General features: G+C 69.3%; 20 protein-coding genes. 7 read left to right on the plus strand and 13 right to left on the minus strand.

All coding sequences use genetic code 11. From position 1 onward, the window contains the following. Window positions 1–129: 129 nt before the first annotated feature. The 6 genes from K7W41_RS15080 to trpC form a co-directional block, all read right to left on the minus strand. Window positions 130–1,569 carry a nitronate monooxygenase gene (locus K7W41_RS15080; protein WP_224610140.1) on the minus strand — a complete coding sequence of 480 codons (1,440 nt, stop codon included), beginning with the start codon at window positions 1,567–1,569 and terminating at the stop codon, window positions 130–132. A gap of 205 nt (window positions 1,570–1,774) precedes the next feature. Next, complete coding sequence (locus K7W41_RS15085; RefSeq protein WP_224610142.1) at window positions 1,775–2,497, minus strand: histidine phosphatase family protein; 723 nt, start codon at window positions 2,495–2,497, stop codon at window positions 1,775–1,777. Continuing rightward, window positions 2,494–3,549: a phosphoribosylformylglycinamidine cyclo-ligase gene (gene purM / locus K7W41_RS15090; protein WP_224610144.1), complete on the minus strand. Its 1,056-nt coding sequence runs from the start codon at window positions 3,547–3,549 to the stop codon at window positions 2,494–2,496. The genes K7W41_RS15085 and purM overlap by 4 nt, the downstream gene beginning before the upstream one ends. 258 nt (window positions 3,550–3,807) lie before the next feature. Next, complete coding sequence (locus K7W41_RS15095; protein ID WP_224610146.1) at window positions 3,808–4,563, minus strand: TVP38/TMEM64 family protein; 756 nt, start codon at window positions 4,561–4,563, stop codon at window positions 3,808–3,810. A gap of 619 nt (window positions 4,564–5,182) precedes the next feature. Further along, window positions 5,183–5,437, minus strand: a complete 255-nt coding sequence (locus K7W41_RS15100; RefSeq protein WP_224610148.1) for an MBL fold metallo-hydrolase — start codon at window positions 5,435–5,437, stop codon at window positions 5,183–5,185. A 74-nt stretch (window positions 5,438–5,511) separates the two neighbouring features. Then, window positions 5,512–6,312, minus strand: a complete 801-nt coding sequence (gene trpC / locus K7W41_RS15105; RefSeq protein ID WP_224610150.1) for an indole-3-glycerol phosphate synthase TrpC — start codon at window positions 6,310–6,312, stop codon at window positions 5,512–5,514. 47 nt (window positions 6,313–6,359) lie between these two features. Between trpC and hpt the strand changes: the two genes are divergently transcribed. Then, a complete protein-coding gene (gene hpt, locus K7W41_RS15110; RefSeq protein ID WP_221088421.1) occupies window positions 6,360–6,887 on the plus strand; it encodes a hypoxanthine phosphoribosyltransferase in 528 nt (175 codons plus the stop codon). 107 nt (window positions 6,888–6,994) lie between these two features. Here hpt and K7W41_RS15115 read toward each other — a convergent pair whose 3' ends face one another. Beyond that, window positions 6,995–8,074, minus strand: a complete 1,080-nt coding sequence (locus K7W41_RS15115; RefSeq protein ID WP_224610152.1) for an endonuclease/exonuclease/phosphatase family protein — start codon at window positions 8,072–8,074, stop codon at window positions 6,995–6,997. Window positions 8,075–8,349: 275 nt separating this feature from the next. After that, window positions 8,350–9,567: a hypothetical protein gene (locus K7W41_RS15120; RefSeq protein ID WP_224610154.1), complete on the minus strand. Its 1,218-nt coding sequence runs from the start codon at window positions 9,565–9,567 to the stop codon at window positions 8,350–8,352. Between the two features lie 97 nt (window positions 9,568–9,664). Between K7W41_RS15120 and K7W41_RS15125 the strand changes: the two genes are divergently transcribed. The 4 genes from K7W41_RS15125 to K7W41_RS15140 all read left to right on the plus strand — a co-directional run bounded on the left by K7W41_RS15125 (window position 9,665) and on the right by K7W41_RS15140 (window position 14,282). Then, entirely contained in the window at window positions 9,665–10,081 is a 417-nt protein-coding gene (locus K7W41_RS15125; protein ID WP_224610156.1) for a hypothetical protein, read from the plus strand. A 229-nt stretch (window positions 10,082–10,310) separates the two neighbouring features. After that, window positions 10,311–12,785, plus strand: a complete 2,475-nt coding sequence (gene leuS, locus K7W41_RS15130; RefSeq protein ID WP_224610158.1) for a leucine--tRNA ligase — start codon at window positions 10,311–10,313, stop codon at window positions 12,783–12,785. Between the two features lie 178 nt (window positions 12,786–12,963). Continuing rightward, complete coding sequence (locus tag K7W41_RS15135) at window positions 12,964–13,365, plus strand: hypothetical protein (protein ID WP_224610160.1); 402 nt, start codon at window positions 12,964–12,966, stop codon at window positions 13,363–13,365. A gap of 452 nt (window positions 13,366–13,817) precedes the next feature. Then, entirely contained in the window at window positions 13,818–14,282 is a 465-nt protein-coding gene (locus K7W41_RS15140) for a hypothetical protein (RefSeq protein WP_224610162.1), read from the plus strand. On the opposite strand, the gene K7W41_RS15145 is transcribed toward K7W41_RS15140, so the two are convergent. The 3 genes from K7W41_RS15145 to ppgK form a co-directional block, all read right to left on the minus strand. Next, the gene (locus K7W41_RS15145; RefSeq protein WP_224610164.1) at window positions 14,228–14,596 is read right to left on the minus strand and encodes a hypothetical protein; all 369 of its coding nucleotides are present in this window, start codon (window positions 14,594–14,596) and stop codon (window positions 14,228–14,230) included. The two genes, K7W41_RS15140 and K7W41_RS15145, sit on opposite strands and share 55 nt — an antisense overlap. A gap of 116 nt (window positions 14,597–14,712) precedes the next feature. Continuing rightward, window positions 14,713–15,447 (minus strand): sporulation protein, encoded by a 735-nt coding sequence (locus K7W41_RS15150; RefSeq protein WP_224610167.1) that lies wholly within the window; start codon window positions 15,445–15,447, stop codon window positions 14,713–14,715. A 60-nt stretch (window positions 15,448–15,507) separates the two neighbouring features. Further along, complete coding sequence (gene ppgK, locus K7W41_RS15155) at window positions 15,508–16,287, minus strand: polyphosphate--glucose phosphotransferase (protein WP_224610170.1); 780 nt, start codon at window positions 16,285–16,287, stop codon at window positions 15,508–15,510. A 99-nt stretch (window positions 16,288–16,386) separates the two neighbouring features. Between ppgK and K7W41_RS15160 the strand changes: the two genes are divergently transcribed. After that, window positions 16,387–17,001 carry a TetR/AcrR family transcriptional regulator gene (locus K7W41_RS15160; protein WP_221088412.1) on the plus strand — a complete coding sequence of 205 codons (615 nt, stop codon included), beginning with the start codon at window positions 16,387–16,389 and terminating at the stop codon, window positions 16,999–17,001. Between the two features lie 186 nt (window positions 17,002–17,187). Beyond that, complete coding sequence (locus K7W41_RS15165; protein ID WP_224610171.1) at window positions 17,188–18,678, plus strand: ATP cone domain-containing protein; 1,491 nt, start codon at window positions 17,188–17,190, stop codon at window positions 18,676–18,678. Between the two features lie 451 nt (window positions 18,679–19,129). Here K7W41_RS15165 and K7W41_RS15170 read toward each other — a convergent pair whose 3' ends face one another. Together K7W41_RS15170 and K7W41_RS15175 are read right to left on the minus strand one after the other, a co-directional pair. Beyond that, a complete protein-coding gene (locus K7W41_RS15170) occupies window positions 19,130–19,546 on the minus strand; it encodes an organic hydroperoxide resistance protein (protein WP_224610173.1) in 417 nt (138 codons plus the stop codon). An 88-nt stretch (window positions 19,547–19,634) separates the two neighbouring features. Continuing rightward, a complete protein-coding gene (locus tag K7W41_RS15175; RefSeq protein ID WP_224610174.1) occupies window positions 19,635–20,489 on the minus strand; it encodes a hypothetical protein in 855 nt (284 codons plus the stop codon). Window positions 20,490–20,698: the final 209 nt, after the last annotated feature.

The raw sequence follows: 20,698 nt of genomic DNA on the forward strand, positions 1-20,698 counted from the left end.
CCAGAAAAGAACTGGATGTTCCTTCAATTCCCGGAGATTCGTCCTTTTTCCTTCTCTGCTTCGCAGCTCTGCGCGTCCCTCCGGTCGGAAAAACGCCGCCACACGTGACGGCGTTTTTCGGAAGTCGTATCAGCTGCCCAGCAAGCGCAGCACGTCTGCCGCGCGGTACCCGGGGGCCCAGTCTCGCAGGGCGCCCAGGTCGTCGCCGCTGGTCAGCAGCCCTGGCTCGGGCTGGGCGCCGCGCCCCACCTGGGCGTAGCCGGCGTCGGCCAGCAGGGCGTTACACAGGCACTTGCGGCCCTGGGTGCTGGCCGCCTCGCCGCCTTTGGCCACATAGGCCGCCACCGGCTCGGCGGGGCAGCGCCAGCCCACGCCGCCCTGCTCCGTGCGGTAGGCCTCGCGCAGGTAGCCCAGATCGCACACCCGGGTGCGGGCGGCGTAGACCTCGGGCTGGGCCAGGGTGCCGGGCAGCGCCACCACCTTGAAGGGAAAGCCGGTGGGCGAGGCCTGCGGGTCGGTGAACACCGCCAGCGGCCCCTGGGCGGCGCGCGCCAGCACGTCTGCCTTCAGGTCGGCGCGCAGGCCAGATTCCTGGGCAAAGGCAAAGAGGGTGCCCACCTGAATGCCTGTCGCCCCAGCGGCCAGTGCCGCCTGCAGCCCTGCGGCCGTACCGTAGCCCCCCGCCAGCCAGAAGGGCAGCCCCAGCGCGCGCATGGCGCCCAGGTCGGCGGCGTCGCGCTCCCCGTAGACCGGCTGGCCCTGGCCGTCCAGGGTCAGGGGACCGCGCGGCGGCGCGTTGTGCCCGCCCGCCGAGGGCCCCTCCACGATGAAGCCCTGCACCGCCCCACTGGCCTTTTTCGCCAGCACCCCCGCCAGCACATGCGAGGACACCACCGGGTAAAACCGGGGCCGCGCCAGGGGCACGCGGGGCAGCCCGAGGTCGGCCGGATCAAAGGTGAGGGGCAGGGCCTCGCCGCCCCTGACGTCCAGCCGCAGCGTGGCCGGCTGCCCGGCGGCCAGGGCGTCCAGAATGCCTGGGATGTCACGGGGAATTCCGGCGCCCATGATCACGGTGTCCACCCCCGCCAGCAGGGCGCCGTACAGAGCAGGCAGGGTGTGCAGTTGCAGCTTGGTCAGCAGGTTCAGGCCCACCGGCTGCGCGTGCCCCTCGCGGGCCAGGGCCACCTCGGCGTAGGCGCCCAGCAGGGTCATCTCCCAGGCGTCGCGGTAGCGGCCAGCCGACGGCAGCGGCAGGCGGGCATAGGGTTCGCCGGGCGCCCGGCCCCCCGGGCGGAAAAACCGCCCCAGGCACGCCTGCACCAGCAAGGGGTTGGGAAAGGTGGCCAGCACGCGGCGCAGATGCCCGCCGGGGTCGCCGTCCTGCAAGCGGCGCAGCAGCACCGTGTCAATGCCGGTGCCGGACACCACGCCCAGCCCGCCGTGCTGCGACACGGTGCGGGCCAGCTGCCAATCGGACACGGCGATGCCCATGCCGCCCTGAATGATGCGGGGCAGGGGCGCGGGAACAGGAAGCGCAGGAGCGGCGGCGGAGGCAGGCAGGGTGGTCATGGTCGTTCCTTTCGCTGCGGGCCGGTCCAGGGGATGCGGCGGCCCACCCGCCCACCCCACGCCGCAGCGCACACCCCCAGCCTGCGCGAGGCCCACGGCGGGTCCCCACGATCTGGGACGCCATGCAGGATTGAACCGCATCCCAAAGGGGCGGCGCCGTAGCCTTCCCCAGCACGGGGGCAGGCCACGGCGCGGCGGGCCGGACTCAGGGCGCCTGGCCCAGCACGTCGTCGGCTTCGGTGGCTTCCAGCAGGTTTTCCAGGTGGGCGTCGTCGTTGAAGCCCAGCAGCATGCCGCTGCCCTCGCCCAGCAGCACCCGGGTAATAGAGGTGTTGGACACGCTCAGGCGGGCCCAGGCGTTGGCGGGCACGCCGCCCAGGGCCAGCCCCACCGCCACGCGCACCACGCCGCCGTGGGTAAAGACCAGCACCCGCCCGCCGGGGTGGCGGGCCCGCAATGCCCCAAAGGCCGCGCCGCTGCGGGCATACAGGTCTTCCATGCTCTCACCGCCGGGGCGCCGGGTGCTCCAGGGTTCGGTAGAGAGGGCTTGCAGGTAGGCCGGGTAACGCGCCCGAATCTCGGTGATCACCAGCCCCGACAGTTCGCCCACGTCAATCTCGCGCAGCCCTGGGTGCGTCTGCGGCGCCGGGGCCCCGTCCAGGCGCTCGGCCACGATCTCGGCGGTGCGCGAGGCCCGCTGCAGGTCGCTGGTGTACACCGCGTCGAAGGTCTGGCCGGTCAGGCGCTCAGCGAGGCTGGCGGCCTGCAGAATGCCAATGTGGCTCAGGGGCACGTCCGCCTGCCCCTGGTAGCGGCCATCGGCATTCCAGGTGCTCTCGCCGTGGCGCACCACCCAGAACTCGGTGGCGCTGGCGCGGTCGGGGGCCGCAAACCCGGTGGGGGCCAGTTTGGCCGGTCGCTGGGTCAAGACGCGCCCCGGAAGCTCACGCCCTGGCCCGGCACCATCTCGCCAATCACCCAGGGCTGCTCGCCCGCTGCGCGCAGGGTGTCCAGCGCCGCCGCTTCCTGGGCCGCCGGCACGATGAACAGGAAGCCCACGCCCATGTTCAGGGCCCGGAAGGCTTCCTCGCGCGCCACCTGCGCCCGGGCCACAATCAGTTCAAAGACCGGGGGCACCGTCCACGAGCCCAGGTCCACCTGCATACCAATCCCCTGGGGAAAGACGCGCGGCGGGTTGTCCACCAGCCCGCCCCCGGTGATGTGCGCCATGCCGCGCACGTCCACGCCCGCCGCCTGCAGGGCGTCGTACGCGTGCAGGTACGCACGGTGCGGCACCGGCAGCACTTGGGCCAGCGTCTGGCCGCCCAGATCGGCGCGGGCCTCCTGCCAGTTCAGGTCGTCCAGCGCCATGCGGGCCAGGGAAAAGCCGTTGGTGTGCAGCCCCGCGCTGGGCAGGGCCACCACGCGGTCCCCGGCCTGAATGCGGCGGCCACTCACCAGCGCCGGGCGGTCCACCACACCCACGATGGTGCCCACGATGTCCAGCTCGCCTTCCACGTACACGCCGGGCATCTCGGCGGTTTCGCCGCCCAGCAGGGCCACGCCCAGCGCCTCGCAGGCCTGGGCAGCGCCGGTCACGACCTCGGCCACACGCTCGGGGAGCAGCTTGCCCATCGCCACGTAGTCCAGAAAAAACAGGGGCCGCGCGCCCTGCACCAGAATGTCGTTCACGCAGTGGTTCACGATGTCGGCGCCCAGGCCGGCAAACTGCCCGGTGCGCACCGCCACCTTGGTCTTGGTGCCCACGCCATCGGTGCTGGCCACCAGCACGGGGTCCTCCATGTGCCCAAAGGCGGCGCGGAACAGCCCGCCAAAGCCGCCCAGGCCGCCCAGCACCTGGGGCGTGTGGGTGCGGGCCACCGCCCCCTTCATCAGTTCCACTGCGCGGTGCCCGGCATCAATACTGACCCCCGAGCGCTCGTAAGCCGAGGCGGGCGCGCCTGTCGTGTTCCCTGTCATGAGCCTCCTGCCGTGCCTCGGTGAGCCGCGACACGTTCTGCCGCCCAGTCTACCAGGGGCGCCCAGCCGGGGCGAAGGAGGGGTCCGGGGATGTCTGTGGTGCCCTCGGGGCCGGCATGAGAGGGGCGGCCGATGCCAGCCTGGGGCGTGGTGCCTCTGGCTTTCTGGATTGCTGCAGACAGCCGGGGCATCTTTTGCTTCCGTTGTGAGACGGCCAGCTGCCCACCACGATCATCCCCTGGGACAGCGGCGAGGCGCTCAACCAGCGTTGCCCGGAGTCGATTCGGCGCCTGTCCCCTCTTCGCTAACCGGACCCTCATCGCGGCGCCCAGCCCCCGCGCGGCGTGAGAGCCACCAGCGCCCCAGGGCCACGGCCCCCACCACCGCCGAAAGCAGGCCCAGACCCCACATCAGCCGCTGACCACTGCCGCTGAGCCACACCACCAGGGCCGTAACGGGCAGCGCCCCAGCAGCGGTTGCCAGCATGAAGGGCCGGAACCCCATGCGGGCAGCCCCCGCCACCAGATTCATCACGTCGGCCGAGAGCACCGGCATCAGGCGCACCATCAGCACGCCCTGGACGCCGTGGCGCTCGGCAAAGGCGTGGGCGGCCAGCCGCGCCCGCTCACCCGCCAGGGTGCGCACCAGGGTATCGCCCACCAGGCGCCCCAGGCCGTAGCCGGCCGCCGCGCCCAGCAGCGTGCCCACGTACACGATCACGAAGCCTTCCAGCGGGCCGTAAGCGCGCGCCGTCACGGCCGTCATGACCAGGGCGGGCAGCACCGGCAGCACCGCCTGCAATACGAAGCCCGCGATCAGGGCCAGCGGCCCCGCCCACCCCAGCCCCGACACAAAGGCGTGTGTGACCTGGGGGTCGCTGCTGGTGAGCGCGGCGTAGCCCCGGCCCAGAAAGGCGCGGACCTCTGGCTGCAGCGCCACCACGATCAGCAGCAGCGCCGCGCCCCCCAGAATCAACCAGCGCAGGTAGCGGGGGGGGTGGGCAGCGGCCGTCATCGAAGGGACAGTGTAGAGTCCCCTGCGGTGAATTTCGTCCTCAAAAAGTGAGGCGGTTACGGGCAGGGAGACAGGGCAGTGGAGCAAGAGACGGGCGACGGTTCCAGCATGTTGCAGAGGCGGGCGTCTGACCTCAGCCACCGTGAGCAGAACCTGGTCAAGGCAGTGGCAGGCACAGGCCGTCGTGGGCGTAACGCCAGCCGGCGGGCAGCAGGGCCGGGTCGCGCACGTCCACCCCATGCGACGGGTGGCTGAGCACCACCCGCCGCGCCGAATGCGCCCACGGGAGGGGGCCAGGGCCTCGCGCACGTCGTATACGCTGCGCCGGGTGTGGGGCTGGGCGGATTCATCGGCAAAAGGTGTGCTCAGGACCAGCAGGTCCAGGCCGGCCAGCCAGCGGGCGGCCACCTCGTCCGGCACGTCAATGGCGTCCGTCACCAAGGCGGCAGCCCAGCCGGGGCCGTCCAGCCGGAGGGTGTGGCTCTGGCCGTTGGCCCCGTGCGGCACCCCAAAGGCGCTCACCCGCACCGGGCCCCCACCCACACCCCCTCCTCCGGCCACGCCTGCACGGGCGAGCGCACCCGGAAGGCGGAGCCAAAGCGCCCCCGCAGCGCGGGAATCACGCTGGCCGGGGCAGACACTGGCAGGGTGCCCCCCCGTAGCGCACGTCGTCCAGCAGGTCGCCCAGGCCCAGCACATGGTCGTTGTGGGCGTGCGGCAGCAGCACCGTGTCCGGCACCAGGGGGCGTTCCAGGCCGGCCAGCGCCGCGTGCGTGTCGGGTCCGGCGTCCAGCAGCGCCGTCGGCGGCCCCACACGCAGCAGGGTCGCGGTACGGCAGCGGTTGATACCGGTCTGGCGGGCTTCGGTACACACTGCACAGGCGCATCAGAAGCGCGGCACGCCCTTGCTGTCCCCGGTGCCCAGCAGGGTCAGCGAGGCGCCCAGGCTCACACCCCGGCCATCAGGTCGCGCGCGGCGCGTTCCAGGTCGCCGCTGCCCGCCAGGCTGGTGCCCACCAGCACGGCGTCGGCCAGGCCGCGCACGCCAGTGATGTCGGCCGGGGTGCGGTAGCCACTTTCGGCCACCAGCACGCCTTCAAAGCCTTTCTCGCGGGCCCGGCGGATCAGGCGGGGGCTCACCGCCAGGTCAATGTGCAGGGTGGTGAGGTCGCGGTTGTTCACCCCGATGATGCGGGCGCCGGTTTCCAGCGCGAGGTCCAGTTCGCGTTCGTCGTGCACTTCCACCAGGGCGTCGAGCCCCAGATGCTGGGCCTGCGCCAGAAACTCGCCCGTGGCCTCGTGCAGCACGCTCACCATCAGCAGCGCGGCCGAGGCGCCCCAGTCGGCCGCCTCGCGCAGCATGGCCGGATGCACCACGAAGTCCTTGCGCAGCGCGGGCAGGGCCACGCCGGCCACCACGTCGCGCAGGGCCTGGGCGTCGCCGCTGAAGTGCCGGGGCTCGGTGAGCACGCTGATGGCCGCCGCGCCGCCAGCTTCGTAGGCCCGCGCCGCCTGCGCCGGGTCCAGGGGCGCAATGGCCCCCTGGCTGGGGCTGGCCCGCTTGACCTCGGCAATCAGGGCCAGATCGGGGCCGCGCAGGGCCGCCTCGAACCGCCGCGCCGCTGGCCGGGCCGCGCCCAGGACCGGGTCGGCTGCCCGGTAATCGGCCACCCGCTCGGCCACAATGCGCCCCAGTACCCCCGGCACCCGGGAAAAGTCCAGTTCTGCCCCCACGCCCCCCCCTGTCATGCGGGCGAGGATAGCGCGGGGCGCGCCCCGTGTTAGCCTGAGCAGGTATGACTCTCGCCCCCGGCAACGGCCCCGTTCAGATCACGCAGGAGCAGCTTCAGGCCCGCATTCAGGAGATTGCCGCCCGAATCCGCGAGGACTACCGTGGCCTGGAACCGCACCTGATCTGCGTGCTCAACGGCGCCTTTATGTTCCACACCGATCTGGTGCGCGCCCTGAACATGCCCTGCACCATTGATTTCCTGCAGGCCAGTTCGTACGGCAACGCCAAGCAGTCCAGCGGCGAGGTGCGCATCGTCAAGGACCTCCAGTTTCCCATCAGTGACCGCCACGTCATTCTGGTGGAAGACATCGTGGACACCGGCATCACCATGAACTACCTGCTGCACTACCTGGAGGGCCGCGGCCCCAAGAGCCTCAAGATCGCCGCGCTGCTCAGCAAACCCAGCCGCCGCAAGGTAGAAATCCCCGTGGAGTACCTGGGCTTTACCATCCCCGACGCTTTTGTGTACGGCTACGGCCTGGACCGCGCCCAGTTTGACCGGAATCTGCCGTTTATCACCAGCCAGGAGTAAGGCCGTTGATGGAAGATGGGTGAAGGTTGATGGTGAAAGGGCAGAAGCGCGTTCGCCTCTGCCCCTGTTTTTTCTATCAACCATCAACGTTCAACCCTCACCGCCCCTCAGGGCGCCACCGTCGTCAGCATGGCAAAGTGATCGCTGATCTTGGGCTGGTCCTGGCGGATGCGGTCGGCGGTGTGGCGCAGGCCGGGTGAAAAGAAGAAGTAGTCAATGGTGCGGTCGGGGCGGCCCACGGCCGGGTCGTTGGGAAAGTGGGTGAAGAAGCGGGACTCGCCCGTGTCAATCTGCGCCTCGTTCGGGAATGCGTCGTAGGCGTCCATCAGGGGTTTCAGTTCGGTCTGGGGGTTGAAGTAGGCGCGTTCCCGCTCGCGCAGGCGGGCGTAGGCCCCGGCTGTGCCCAGCAGGTTGAAGTCGCCGCCCATGATCCAGGGGCCGGGCGTGTCGCGCAGGCGCGCCTGTACCGCCGCCACCTGCCGCTCCATGGTGTCGCAGCCCTGGGCAAAGGCGTCCAGGTGCGTCTGGTAGGCGGTCAGGGGCCGCCCGCCCGCCACCGGCAGCGTGACCCCCAGCACGGCGCGCTTGAAGTTGAACGCCACCGTCAGCGGATCGCCGCAGATGGGCGGCAGGGCGTACCGGGTGGCCGTGTCCAGGCGGTAACGGCTGAGGGTCACCAGACTCAGGCCCACCTTGCCCATGATCTTCGGGTGCGGCACGAACGCCGCGCGGTGGTAGTAGGCGCTGGCGGCACAGGGATAGGCCCCACCCAGGCGCGCCTGCAGCTGCGCCAGCTGGTCGGCGTAGTCCGTGCGCTTGCTGCCCCGGTCCACCTCTTGCAGCAGGATCAGGTCGGGGTTTTCTGCCTGGATCACGGCCGTGACCTCGTTCAGCGTGCGGGCCAGACTGTCGGGGGTGGGGCGGGTGTCGGGGCCATCACCGGCCAGGGTGTCGTAGAAGAACACGTACCCGCGTCCGGCGAGGTACTGCACGTTCCAGCTCAGGACCTTCACGGGCTGCCCGACCTTTAGGGTGGGCGTGCCCGCCGGGCAGGTCAGTTCGGCGGCCTGCACGGAACGGGGGTGATCGGTCAGGGCATAGACCAGCCCGGCCAGGGCCAGCCCCAGCAGCCCCAGGCCCAGCAAAACGCGCGGCCACCACCGCGCCCGGCGAGAAGAACGTTGCATGTGAGGCGCAGTGTAGCCAGAAGGGGGGCCGCCCGCCACGCGGCCTTCTCCCATGCTGGTCCACGCCAGCTGGCCTGCGCCCGGTTCCCCTGTGTCAGCTCAGACGGCTTCCAAAGAATGCCGGACCGCGTGAGGGACTGTTCCGACCGGAGGGACCCGCGGAGGAGCGGAGCAGCGAAGGAACGAACATGGGGTTCCGGGCAGTGGGCGGGAAGAGTGCCGCAGGCGGGGACCCTCCGGTTCTGTCCTGCATGGAACGGACCTGTCCGGCCGTATCAGTCGTCGTGGGGGGGCGGGGCGTCGGGGTCGCAGTAGTCCAGCTGGGCCGGGCGGAAGTCACCCAGCACCACCTCGCGCTTGAAGGGATAGCCCACCCGCACGCCCTCGGCGGCGCATTCGATGGTGAAGCGCTGCTTGGGCGGCACCGGGGTGGCCCCGATCACCACGGGGCGCACCGCCTCGTAGATGGCGGCCCAGGGTGTGCAGAAGTAGTGGCCCACCCGGGGGCCGCTGGCATAGTGCGCGTACCGCACGTCGCCGCGTTTCATGGCCGCCTGGATGTCCTGCCACAGCCCCACGCTCTCGCGGGGGTTGGGGTCCAGGGCCCACATCTCGGCAATCACCTGCCCGGCGCGGGTGTCCCGGCGCAGGTGCGGCGCGGCCGAAGGATCGGTCATGATCCAGGGATCGAACCCGGGCTCGCCCGGCAGGGCCACCGGGACCACGTTGGGCTGGGCCGGGGTCTGGCGCAGGCTGCGCTGCTGGTCCAGCAGGGCCGGGTAGCTGATGAGCTGACCCACGCGGTACAGCTCTTCCACCGCCGCCTTGGCGTGTTCCTCGATCTGCTCGTGCAGCGCCTGACTGGCGCCCGGGGTGTACATGCGCGCGGCGTAGTCGCCCTTACTCAGGGCCTGGGCCACCTGCCCGCGTAGGCGCGCCAGTTTCTGGGCGTCGGCCTCGGGCGTGGCTTTTTCCAGCTCGTGCATCACGGCCTCGGCGTGCAGGCGCATGGCCTGAAGGGCGGCCATCATGGCGTCCAGGTGCGGGCGCGGGCAGGGCTCCACGGGCGACCACGCTGGCAGCGGCGCCGGCAGGGTGCCCGCCGGCAACGAAAAGCCCGGGTCGTGGGCGGCCTGACTGGCGTAGGCCAGCCAGCGCTGCACCTGTTCGTAGTAGCCCTGCACCTGCCCGAAGGTCACGGGGGGCACGAACCCCACGGTGCCGGGGTCGGCGGTTTCATCGGCCTGCAGCATGCGGTCGCCTAGGGTTTGCAGGGCAAAGGCGTTCCAGATGCTGGCCAGCTCCAGGCCCACCGGCTTGGCCATAGCAAAGGGGCTGACCCCGGCTGCCGCCAGCTCAAAGCGGCGCCGCTCCGCCGCGTCCAGCAGCTCGTGCACGGTGGCCCCGGCGCGGCGGTAGGCATAGAGGGTTTCGGCGTTCTGCTCACCGCGCAAGGTGGCCCGCACGCGGGTCCAGACATCAGGTCGTTCCATCTCTTTACAGTACCGGGGGCCATACGCCTTGGTTCCCACATCTGCCGGGAGCGCCTGGCCCTGGGGCCCCGGCCCGGCGGTGGGCTAGGCTGCCACCATGCCGCGTGTGTTGCCCGCCCTGGTGGCCCTGCTTCTCGTGTGTGCCGGCGCCGTGTGGTGGGCGTCGGGGGCCCGCTGGCGCGGCGCCCTGTACTGCTTCGAGCAGCCCGGGCAGGTGTGGGGTGTGGCCCCCATGCCTGCCGGCGCCACCCCCACCTGCCCCGAATCGCGCAGCGTGCGCGCCGAGGTCCGCGCCGGGCAAACCCGCCTGGAGCAGTACCTGTTCTCCGACTGGCAGCCCGAGGCGGTGCTGAAGCGCCTGGAAGACGCTGGCTTTGCCCGCCTGACCACCCGCCCCGACGACGGCGTGCAGCTGGAAGTGGTCCTGACACGGGGGCAGGAACGCGTGCTGTACATCGCGGAACACCGGGGCGCCGGCACCCTGGTCCATGTGGGCAGTACGCCAGTTCGCTAGCGCGGCCCCCACGCTCATGCGCTACACTGCCCCCATGATCCGCTCTGCGCTTACCACCCGGGGACGCCTCGACTAGCCCAGCCGCTATGTTCGAGCGTCCCCGGTTGCGTGCCGGGGCGCTTTTTTTGTTGAGGGGGGATGGTTGAAGGTTGATGGACAACCCCATGCGCCCGCGCCCTTCTCCATCAACGATCACCCTTCTCCGTTCAACCTCCCAAGGAGCCATGCCATGACCCAGACAAACGAATCCAGCATCAACATTCAGGAGCCGCGTATGGAGCGGTACAACCCGCACGCCATTGAAGGCAAGTGGCAGGACGCCTGGGCCAAGGCAGGCCTGTACACCTTCAATGAGGACGCGCCGGGCGAGAAGTTCTACGCGCTGACCATGTTCCCCTACCCCAGCGGCAACCTGCACATTGGGCACTGGTACGCCAATGTGGCGCCGGACGCGCGGGCCCGCTGGATGCGGATGCGCGGGCACAACGTGCTGTTTCCGATGGGCTTTGACGCCTTCGGGCTGCCCGCCGAGAACGCGGCGATCAAGAACAACGTGGACCCGGCGGGCTGGACCTACCGCAACATTGAATACATGACCGGGCAGTTCCAGCGCATGGGCACCATGATTGACTGGAGCCGCGCCTTTGCCACCTGCGACCCGGAGTATTACCGCTGGAACCAGTGGTTCTTCACCGAGTTCTTCAAGCGCGGCCTGGCCTACAAGAAGGGCGGCCTGGTGAACTGGTGCCCCAAGGACCAGACCGTGCTGGCCAACGAGCAGGTGGTGAACGGCGCCTGCGAGCGCTGCGGCACCCCCGTGGAAAAGCGCAACCTGAGCCAGTGGTACCTGAAAATCACCGATTACGCCGACGAACTGCTGGACTTTGCCCAGACGGACATGCCGGAAAAAGTTCGCCTGATGCAGACCAACTGGATCGGCAAATCGGTGGGCGCAGAAGTGACCTTTGACACCCCCGCCGGCCCCGAGACGGTGTTCACCACCCGCCCCGACACCCTGATGGGCGCCACCTTCATGGTGCTGGCCCCCGAGCACGCCAAGGTCCCGGCCCTGACCACCGACGAGCAGCGCGGGGCCGTGGAGGCGTACGTGGCCGCCGCTGGCCGCAAGACCGATGTGGAGCGCCAGCAGGAGGGCGAGAAGACCGGCGTGTTCACCGGCTCGTTCGCCACGCACCCCATCACCGGCCACCAGTTGCCGATCTGGGTGGCGGACTACGTGCTGGTCACCTACGGCACCGGCTCGATCATGGCCGTGCCCGCCCACGACGAGCGCGACTTCGCCTTTGCGAAGAAGTTCGGCCTGGAGATCAGGGAAGTGATTCGCCCCGAAGGCGGCGCGGCGATGGCCGACGACGCGGCCGAGCCCTACGTGGGCGAGGGCCAGATCGTGAATTCCGGCGAGTTTGACGGCATGCCCGGGGGCAAGGCCAGCATTGCGGCGATCACCGAGCAGCTGGAAGCGCGCGGCGTGGCGAAGGCCAAGACGACCTACCGCCTGCGCGACTGGCTGGTCAGCCGCCAGCGCTACTGGGGCACGCCCATTCCCATCGTGTACTGCCCGGAGCACGGCGCGCAGCCCGTTCCCGCCGAGGAACTGCCGGTGCGCCTGCCGGACAACGTGGCCTTCACGCCCACCGGCCAGAGCCCGCTGAAGCTGAATGCCGAGTGGATGCGCGCGGCCTGCCCCGTCTGTGGCGGCGAGGCCGAGCGCGACACCGACACCATGGACACCTTCGTGGATTCGTCGTGGTACATGTACCGCTACCTGAGCCCGAAGGACGAAGCGCACCCCTTTGACCCCGCCAAGGCCGACCTGCTGCCGGTGGACCTGTACACGGGCGGCATTGAGCACGCCATTCTGCACCTGCTGTACAGCCGCTTCTGGACCAAGGTGATGCGCGACATGGGCCTGACCACGCAGTCCGAGCCGTTTGCGTGGCTGCGCAACCAGGGCATGATTCTGGGCGAGGACGGCGAGAAGATGAGCAAGAGCCGGGGCAACGTGGTGGACCCCGACGATCTGGTGCGCGAGTACGGCGCCGACACCGTGCGCACCTACCTGCTGTTTATCGCGCCGTGGGAACTGGGCGGCCCCTGGGACCCGCAGGGCATCAACGGACCGGCCAAGTGGCTGGGGCGCGTGTGGAACCTGTACTTCGAGGAGAGCCCGGTGGGCCCCGCCGAGAAAGTCACCGACGCCGAGTTGCGTTACGCGGTGCACAGCACCCTGAAGAAAGTGGGGGCCGACTTTGACCGCCTGAGCTTCAACACCATCGTGGCCGCGCTGATGGAACTGACGAACACCCTGGTGAAGGCCAAGCGTTCGCCGGTGTACGGCACGCCCGCCTGGGACGAGGCCCTGCATATTTTCAACCTGATGCTGGCCCCCATCGTGCCCCACATCGCCGAGGAAATCTGGACCGAGCGTGGCGGGGCCGGCAGCGTGCACACCCAGAGCTGGCCCGCCGTGGACGAGCAGGCCGCCACCCGCGACAGCGTGACCCTGGGCGTGCAGGTGAGCGGCAAGGTGCGCGGCGAGGTCACCATCTCCAAGACCGCCACGGCCGAGGAAGCCCTGAGCGCCGCCAAAGCCAATGCCGACGTGGCCCGCTTTATCGAGGGCAAGACGGTGGTCAAGGAGATCTACGTGCCGGGGCGGATCATTAACCTGGTCGTCAAGTAACCTCTGTCAGTTTGGCCCCCATCCCAGCGCCGGGGTGGGGGCCAAGCTCATCAATAACGCGCCGTTAACTCTGTGCCTGTCATGCTGCGCGCGTACGAAGGCTGCCGGCGGCGTTCGTATGCACACCGAGCATGCTCTTCCGCGTTTCCTCTTCCGTCTTTTCCCCACAGGAGCAGCCATGTCGGACTATCCCATCTGCAATTTCACAGGTGCATGCGGCGAAGCCAAGGACAACCCCAACGTCGTTCAATCTGACCGGGGCATGCAGCCCAATGAGCGGGCCGCCATCAACGGCAACACCGACCTCAGCACCTGTATGCGCGCCAACGACAATGGTCAGGTGTACGGCATCACCCTCACCGGATCGCCGGGCATTTACGACTATGTGGTCAATGTGGACGCTCAGGGCCCCAGCGGCGCGTTCAGCGGCAGCATGTATCTGGCGTTCACCGACGCCTCGGGCGACACCTATTACCTGGGCATCTACAGCAGCACCCGTTCCGTCCATACCGTGCGCTACAACAGCGACAAGCCGGCCATCGTGAAGATGTGGTGGTGCGACAAGAGCTTCACGGTCTAAGACGACTGCCAACAAATGCCGTCACGTATGACGGCATTTTTTCGACCAGCAGGGCCCGCAGAGGGGTGTCAGCGGGTCAAGCGTTCCAGAGTACCTTTTCATAACTACCGCCCTGCACCGCTGGAAAACGGGCCGCACCAGTGTTCACACCGCAGGGAGGGCCGGGCCACATGGCGGCACCACCTCTTCGTCAGTTGGCCGTTCAGTAGAGCCGTTGCCATCAAGAGGATGTTGGTTCTCGACCCTCTCCCCCCTTGGGACTCGAAGAGCGGCGCCGCAGCGAGGGCCTCGCGCCGCGAGGGGTGAGGGGGTTCTATGGTCAACCGCTCTCGAGGCGCAGCCGGTATCCCCCGGCTCCTCCACCGACATGTCCACTGGAGCCAGCCTTCACTCCAGAACCCGGAGCGGCAAATGCCGCCTCCAACAAGCGCCGCCTTCTCTATCCTGCGGCCATGCGTCTTCTGGTTGGTCTTCTTGTTCTCGGGGCTCTGAGCGCCTGTGGTGTGCGTGAAACCGTGGTGGTTCCCAGCGATCCCTGGGTGCTGCACGGCACCTTCGAGGGCACGGCGCAGGCCACTGCGTCACAGCCTGCCGAGCCGCTGCGTCTTGTCACCGCAGCAACCTACACAGACGAGCAGACGTACGCGCTGTCCGGCACCCTGACCTTGCGCGGCGAGCAGTACAGCGTGAGCGGCAAGGGGACTGCAGGCAAGAACCAGATCTTCAAGCTGCAGACCACCCCACTGCCATCCAGCCCAACATGGCGCCTTGAGTTCTCCAAAGGGGGGGTCGTGATGGGCGAGGTGTACGGTGACCGTTCTAACACGACTGGCGCGCACGGGGGCCTGCTTTACTGGAAGGATCAGTCAAAGGGGACCCTCGCCTTTGTGATGACCCGGCTGACCCCTGAGCCCTGAGCCTCGGCGGCCTGGGATACCTCGCGCGCTGACCCTCCGCCACCAGACTCTTGCCGCGCCTCCTCATGGCAGGGCTCGATGAATTCGGCATCCAACCAGTATTCGGCGGCGTCTGCATCTTCTCCAGCGGCCAGCAACTGGGGCTGCCAGATGGACCAGACCCCCGCGCGGGTCTCGGGGTGGCAGCCCAGGTAGTCGGCCAGGGCGGCGCGCGTTTCGGGAATGGGACCCTGGGCCTCAGGGTTGCGGTCGGCGTGGTAGGCGGCGTCCAGCAGGTCCGCGATTTCCACCAGGGTCAGGGCGTCGGGGCGCATGGCCCAGGGTACGACAGCGCGCTGCGGTCAGGGGACAGCGGCCCACGTGCGCCAACCCACAGGGGAGGGACGGTGCCTGAAGCGCGCACCGTCCCTCTCCCCCATTCCCTCCTGGGTTACATCAGGCTGCGGATTCGCGCCTCCAGTTCTCGGGCCACGGCGTCCACACCGGCATTCAGGGTCTGGGCACTCAGGTGCCAGCGCCCCTTCTGCTCGAACTCGCTGGTAAACAGGCTGGCCATCCCGGTGGCGCGGCGATCCACCTCCAGAATCACGTCCAGGCCGCCGCCCTGCGGGAAGAGCATCATCTCGATCTCGGCAATCTTGTACTGCCCGTAGGGCGGGCGGAAGCTGATTTCCTGGGCAATGCGGCCGTGGTGGTATTCCACCTCACTGCCCGAAATCTGAAACCCCAGCTGCTGGGCGGCCTGGAACAGCACCTCCATCTCGCGGCTGGGCAGCACCTGCAGCTGGTCCTGGTCGCCGGGGTCGGCGGCGCCGGCAATATCGGCGTCGGTGGCCAGCCAGACGCGGGTGCCGCTGAGGGTCAGCGGGGTGCCGGGGGCCACCGGAATGCTGAAGGGGAACTCGCGGCGCTCACCGGCGCGCAAGTCGAACCCCGGAATTACCGGCACCTTGCTCAGCTGGTGGTGCACGTAGGTGTCGTCGGCCTTGTACATGGTGGCCAGCCCCAGGTTGATGCGCTCAATGCGCTGCTCCACGCCGCCGCCCTGCACCACCACAACGCCACTAACGCTCTCGCCAATGCGCACGGTGGGGTTGTGCACCTGGGCGTCCACCTTGGCCCCCCCCACGCCGACTGCAGCCATCATTCGTTTCAAGAATCCCATACGACCCCCTGTACGCCTGCGGCGCTCGAAAAGTTCCCAGGAGAACATTTGAGCTTCAGTCTAAACTTTTTTGGCACTGCGGCTGGGCTTGGCCGGGGCCAGGTGCCCGGCGGCCATCATGGCGGCCCCCACGATGCCGGCCTCGTTCAGCAGTTGCGCGGGCACCACCCGGCTGCGTTCCAGCTTCAGGTGCGGCTGCCATTTCTCGGCCTTTTTGCTAATGCCGCCGCCAATAATGAACAGTTCAGGGCTGAACAGCAGTTCCAGGTGCTGCAGGTAGGTGCAGGCGCGCTTGCTCCACTGCTTCCAGTTCAGGTCGTCGCGCTCGCGGGCGCGGTCCGACGCCCAGGTCTCGGCGTGCTTGTCGCGCAGCCACAGGTGGCCCAGTTCGGTGTTGGGCACCAGCACGCCGTCATGGATCAGGGCGCTGCCAATGCCGGTGCCAAAGGTCAGCACCAGCACGGTGCCGCTCTGGTCCACCCCGGCCCCGAAGCGCGCCTCGGCCAGCCCGGCGGCGTCGGCGTCGTTGATCAGAAAGACGTCGTGGCCGGTGGCCTCGGTGAACAGGGCGTCGGCGTTCAGGCCAATCCAGTCTTTGTGCACGTTGGCCGCCGACAGGGTATGGCCGCGCTGCACGATGCCGGGGAAGGTCACGCCCACGGGCCCCGGCAGGCCAAAGTGGGCCACCAGTTCGGCCACCACGGCTTTGACGTCGTCTGGCGCGGCGCCTTCGGGGGTGGGAATGCGGCGGCGCTCGGCCACCAACTGCCCCGTGGCCGTATCCACGGGCGCGCCTTTGATGCCACTGCCACCAATGTCGATGCCCAGAATCACGGTCATATACGGCACAGCGTACCAGAGCTGCCTTGGGCGCCCTTTCCCGGAACCTGTTTGAACAGGGTGCAATTTTGAACCCGGCACGCTATACCTTGGGGAATCATGGATTCCACCTCGCTGCGCGAACGCCAGAAGGAGCGCCGCCGCGCCCGCATCTATTCGGTTGCCATTGACCTGTTCAAACGCGGCGGGTTCCAGACCACCACCGCAACCGATATTGCGCGCGCCAGCAACGTTTCGCGCGGCACCTTCTTCAACTATTACCCCTACAAGGAAGCGGTGCTGCTGGACTACGGCAGCGAGGTGATGAACCGCCTGCGCGACCACGCCGAGGCCCGGCTGCACGAGGGCACCCCGCCCCTGACGGTGCTGTACGAGGTCTGGGACCGGCTGGCCGAGGAAAACACCCGCGAGCGCGACCTGTTTCCGCCGCTGGCCTACGAGGTCATGAACCCCAACCCCGAGCGCGCCCGCACCGCGTACCAGGCGCTGCCGCTGAGCAAGGTCATTGAGCTGATTCTGCGGCCCATGCACCACGCCGGGCAGATGCGCACCGACCTCAGCCTGCAGCGCATCAGCAACCTGATCGCCGATACCTACCTGATGGTGGCGCTGCGCTGGAGCGCCTACGGCACCGAGCGCCCGCTGCGCGAAGAAATGCGCCTGGCCCTGGGGCTGCTGCTGGAAGGCGCGATCAAGCGCGAGGGGCGGAGCTGAGGCCAACCGCCCCCGCGCCCGGGGCATAGGCACAGTCAAGGCGCGGCTTGTGGACTTTCTCACGCAAGCCGCGCCCTTCTGCACGGCGTCCGACCACACCGTGCCCTGGGCCTTCGGCGGCGCCGGACGGGGGGAGTACACTGCCCGGGTGAACCGCCTCGCGCCCCTCTCCCCCATTCCTTCGCCGTGACCCAGCCCGAACTGCGGATTGGCACCGCGCGCCACGCCTTTCCGTTCAGCCGGGGCCTGCTGGTGGAGTCGCTGGTGAACGCCGGGGCCGAGGGCGCCCAGGCTGCCGCCGCGGCCCGGCGCATTGAGCAGCAGCTGCGCCTGGCGCGGCGCACGGTGGTCAGCCCGGCCGAGTTGCAGGCCCTGATGGTGGAGGTGGCCCGCGACGTGCTGGGCCCGGAGGTGGCCCAGGCCGCCGAGGCGCAGACCCCCGCCTTTGCCGACATTCTGGTGACCGCCAAGAAGGGCGAGCTGCCCTTTAGCCGGGGCGTGCTGGCGCGCACGCTGGAAGACACCGGGCTGTCCAGCAAGGACGCCTACGCCACCGCCAGCGTGGTGGACGTGCGGCTGCGCCAGCGGGGCGTGCGCCGCCTGAGCGCCGAGGAAATTGACAACCTGATTGAAGACGCCCTGGCCCAGCGCTACGGCGAACACCTGCGCCTGACCTACCGCTACCTGCGCCACAACCGGGGCAAACTGGGCGTGATTGGCGAGGGCAGCACTGTGCCCAGCCCCTTTTCCAAGGGCATTCTGGTGCAGTCCATGCTGGCGGCGGGCGTGACCCCCGACGTGGCGCGCAAGGTGGCGCGCGTGACCCAGCGCGACCTGCGCGGACGCGAGGACCGGGTGGTGACCCGGCAGGCCATTCAGGCCAAGGTGGAAGCCCTGCTGCGCGACGAGGTGGGCCCGGATGTGAGCGCCCGCTACCGCCTGCTGCGGGTGATTCGCCGCCCGCCCCGCCCGGTGATCGTGCTGCTGGGCGGCGTGTCCGGCACCGGCAAGAGCTTCCTGGCCGCCGAGATTGCCTACCGCCTGGGGATTGCGCGCGTGGTGAGCACCGATTCCATTCGCGAGGTGATGCGGGCGATGGTTTCCCCCGCCCTGGTGCCCACCCTGCACGCCAGCACCTTCAATGCCTGGGAAGCCCTGCTGCCCCCCGGCGCCCAGCGCCCCGAGCGCCCCACCCGCGAGGCGCTGCTGGCCGGCTTCCGCGATCAGGTGGGGCAGGTCAGCGTGGGCCTGAGCGCCGTGGTGGAACGCAGCGTGCAGGAGGGCAGCAGCTTGGTGCTGGAGGGCGTGCATCTGGTTCCCGGCTACCTGCGCGCCGAGGCGTTTCAGGGTGCGCTGATGGTGCCCATGCTGGTCACCCTGCCCGACCCGGCCGAGCACCGCCGCCACTTTGAAAGCCGCGACACCGAAACCGCCGCCAGCCGCCCCCTGCACCGCTACATGGCCTATTTCGACGAAATTCGCGCCATGCAAGATGAACTCGAAGCCCTGGCCCGCGCGCAGGGCGTACCGCTGCTGGACGGCCTGACCCTGGACGAGAGCGCCGAGCAGGCCGTGGACGTGGTGCTGCGGCAGGTGATGGTGGCCCTGACACCCGCAGAGCGCCAGAACCTCCTGGGTGAGGAGTTCAGCGACACCAGCCTGGACCCACGCGGCTAAAGGGAGGGCAGGAGGACAGCTTGCCCAGCTGGGAGGACGGCCCAGGCAAAGCTTCTGTGGCGGGCGGACCATACCCAGACACTCCAGAACAGACCTGCGCCTCCCCACCCTTGGCGCATCTCCGGTGTAATGCACAGCAAACCGTTGCCTTTCCGACGCTGCTGTTCTGTGCAGCTCTGCGCGTCGTTTTGGTCGACCCCATGCCGTCACAGGTCACGGCATCTCTCGGAGGTTAGAGCCGGCAGCTGGATTCAGCCAGCCTCGGGCCTCTCTCGGCCGAAGTCCAAGAAAGATTTCCGGCTGGCTTCGACCACCTGCGTCCAGTCGAGATACAGAACGGCTCTTTGCGCGCAGCCCAGGTACAGGCAACAAAGAAAGGTGAGCCACGCTCTCTCGCCGCGTGCTCACCCCAGATCTGCCACCAACGGCAGAAGCCTCTTTGCTTCTCTCCTCAGCGCACGGTCAGGCGCACGTCTACGTTCCCTTTGGTCGCCACGCTGTAGGGGCAGACCTCGTGGGCGGCGTGCATCAGGGCCTGGGCCTGCTCGGGGCTGAGGCCGGGAAAGTGGCCTTCGAGTTCCACGTCCAGCGCAAAACTCAGGCCCTCGCGGCGCAGGCCCACCTGGGCGCTGACGGTGCTGGCGGGGTCCAGGTCCAGTTTCTGGCGCCGGGCGGCCACCCCCAGGGCGCCCAGAAAGCAGGCGGCGTAGCCCGCAGCGAACAGCTGCTCGGGGTTGGTGCCGGGGCCGTCGTCGCCGCCGATGGCTGCGGGGACGCTCAGGTTCAGGTTCAGGCGGCCATCTTCGCTGGCAACGGTGCCGGCGCGGCCCCCGGTGGCGACAGCCTGGGCGGTAAAGAGGTTACTCATGCGCGCCAGCATGGCCCACCCGGGCCCCGGGCAACGGCGCGATAGCCCACAAAGAGGGTGTTCCCGCGTGAGGGGCAGAGCCTCCCCTTCACCAGACGCGCACCCGCACGTAGGCCCGGTCGGCGTAGCCGTCCTGCCCGGGGCGATGGGGCCGCACGTAGGGAAAGCGCGTGATCAGCAGCGGGTCGGCCGCCAGCAGGTCGTCCAGGTGGCGCTCAGCGGCGGCCAGGGTGGGCAGCACCGCCGGATAGCCGCCGCTGGCCAGACAGACCTCGCGCGGGCCAGGGGGCAGCACCGAGACGCGCAGGTGCTCGTCGGGAATGGTGCGGCCGTCCACCAAGCCGTAGCCAAAGGGGCCGGTGGTGTTCGCCAGCGCAGCGTGCGCGGCCAGCAGCGGGGCGAGGATGGGCTGGACGGGGTCGTCGTGGCGCAGGGCGGCCGGGGTGTGGTGGGCGTCGCCGCGCGCCAGAAGGGCGTGCAGAAAGACCGCCCGCGCCTGGGCCGCCGCCGCCAGCGAGGGCAGCAGGCTGGGCAGCCCGTGGGTGGCCTGGGGACCCGTACCGCCGTCCCACTGGGCGCCCACGGCGCCAATCTGCCAGACCTCGCGCCGAGCGTGGCTAACGGCCGCCAGGGCGTAGGCCACCTGCAGGCGCCCGGCCCCGCCGCTCACGCGGCCCACCGCCTGGTCCAGGGCGCGGGTGAAGCGGTCGGCGGCGTCGCGCAGGTCGGCGGTGGGGGGCAGGTCGCGCAGGGCGGCGGCGCCAACACTGGCGGCAAACCGGGCCGGGGGCTGGTCGTGGGGCCGCGCGCCCCCGGTGGTAACCCCAAAACTCAGGCCTGCCACCACCGCCACGTGGTGGGGCGTGACCACCAGCAGGTCGGCGCCGTCTTCCGGCTGCCCGGTGCGGGCGCGGACGCTGGATTCGACCACATGCAGCGGCATGGGCCCATGCTACCCCGACCGGGAACTGGCCTCCCGCCCACTTCTGTCACCCTTCAGCAAGGGTGCGCAGAGGTGCAGCACGTCAGCTGGGGCAGTTGGGTGAATACAGCGCTTTGCCCCCTTTTGCAGAGGCTTACAGGGCTGCGCTGCAGAGGTTGGGCCCTGGACAGCGGAGCAGAAGCCGACGGGAAACGCACGGCCCAGGCAGG

It is taken from the genome of Deinococcus multiflagellatus (assembly GCF_020166415.1).
Lineage (GTDB): Bacteria > Deinococcota > Deinococci > Deinococcales > Deinococcaceae > Deinococcus > Deinococcus multiflagellatus.

Bases quoted from the DNA above. Each gene is read 5' to 3' on its own strand.
- K7W41_RS15080 (WP_224610140.1), bottom strand. From the start codon at position 1,569: ATGACCACCCTGCCTGCCTCCGCCGCCGCTCCTGCGCTTCCTGTTCCC.
- K7W41_RS15125 (WP_224610156.1), top strand. From the start codon at position 9,665: ATGCCGCGTGTGTTGCCCGCCCTGGTGGCCCTGCTTCTCGTGTGTGCC.
- K7W41_RS15140 (WP_224610162.1), top strand. From the start codon at position 13,818: ATGCGTCTTCTGGTTGGTCTTCTTGTTCTCGGGGCTCTGAGCGCCTGT.
- K7W41_RS15170 (WP_224610173.1), bottom strand. From the start codon at position 19,546: ATGAGTAACCTCTTTACCGCCCAGGCTGTCGCCACCGGGGGCCGCGCC.
- K7W41_RS15115 (WP_224610152.1), bottom strand. From the start codon at position 8,074: ATGCAACGTTCTTCTCGCCGGGCGCGGTGGTGGCCGCGCGTTTTGCTG.
- K7W41_RS15145 (WP_224610164.1), bottom strand. From the start codon at position 14,596: ATGCGCCCCGACGCCCTGACCCTGGTGGAAATCGCGGACCTGCTGGAC.
- K7W41_RS15095 (WP_224610146.1), bottom strand. From the start codon at position 4,563: ATGACGGCCGCTGCCCACCCCCCCCGCTACCTGCGCTGGTTGATTCTG.
- K7W41_RS15150 (WP_224610167.1), bottom strand. From the start codon at position 15,447: ATGGGATTCTTGAAACGAATGATGGCTGCAGTCGGCGTGGGGGGGGCC.
- ppgK (WP_224610170.1), bottom strand. From the start codon at position 16,287: ATGACCGTGATTCTGGGCATCGACATTGGTGGCAGTGGCATCAAAGGC.
- hpt (WP_221088421.1), top strand. From the start codon at position 6,360: ATGACTCTCGCCCCCGGCAACGGCCCCGTTCAGATCACGCAGGAGCAG.
- K7W41_RS15175 (WP_224610174.1), bottom strand. From the start codon at position 20,489: ATGCCGCTGCATGTGGTCGAATCCAGCGTCCGCGCCCGCACCGGGCAG.
- K7W41_RS15120 (WP_224610154.1), bottom strand. From the start codon at position 9,567: ATGGAACGACCTGATGTCTGGACCCGCGTGCGGGCCACCTTGCGCGGT.
- K7W41_RS15135 (WP_224610160.1), top strand. From the start codon at position 12,964: ATGTCGGACTATCCCATCTGCAATTTCACAGGTGCATGCGGCGAAGCC.
- leuS (WP_224610158.1), top strand. From the start codon at position 10,311: ATGACCCAGACAAACGAATCCAGCATCAACATTCAGGAGCCGCGTATG.
- purM (WP_224610144.1), bottom strand. From the start codon at position 3,549: ATGACAGGGAACACGACAGGCGCGCCCGCCTCGGCTTACGAGCGCTCG.
- trpC (WP_224610150.1), bottom strand. From the start codon at position 6,312: ATGACAGGGGGGGGCGTGGGGGCAGAACTGGACTTTTCCCGGGTGCCG.
- K7W41_RS15160 (WP_221088412.1), top strand. From the start codon at position 16,387: ATGGATTCCACCTCGCTGCGCGAACGCCAGAAGGAGCGCCGCCGCGCC.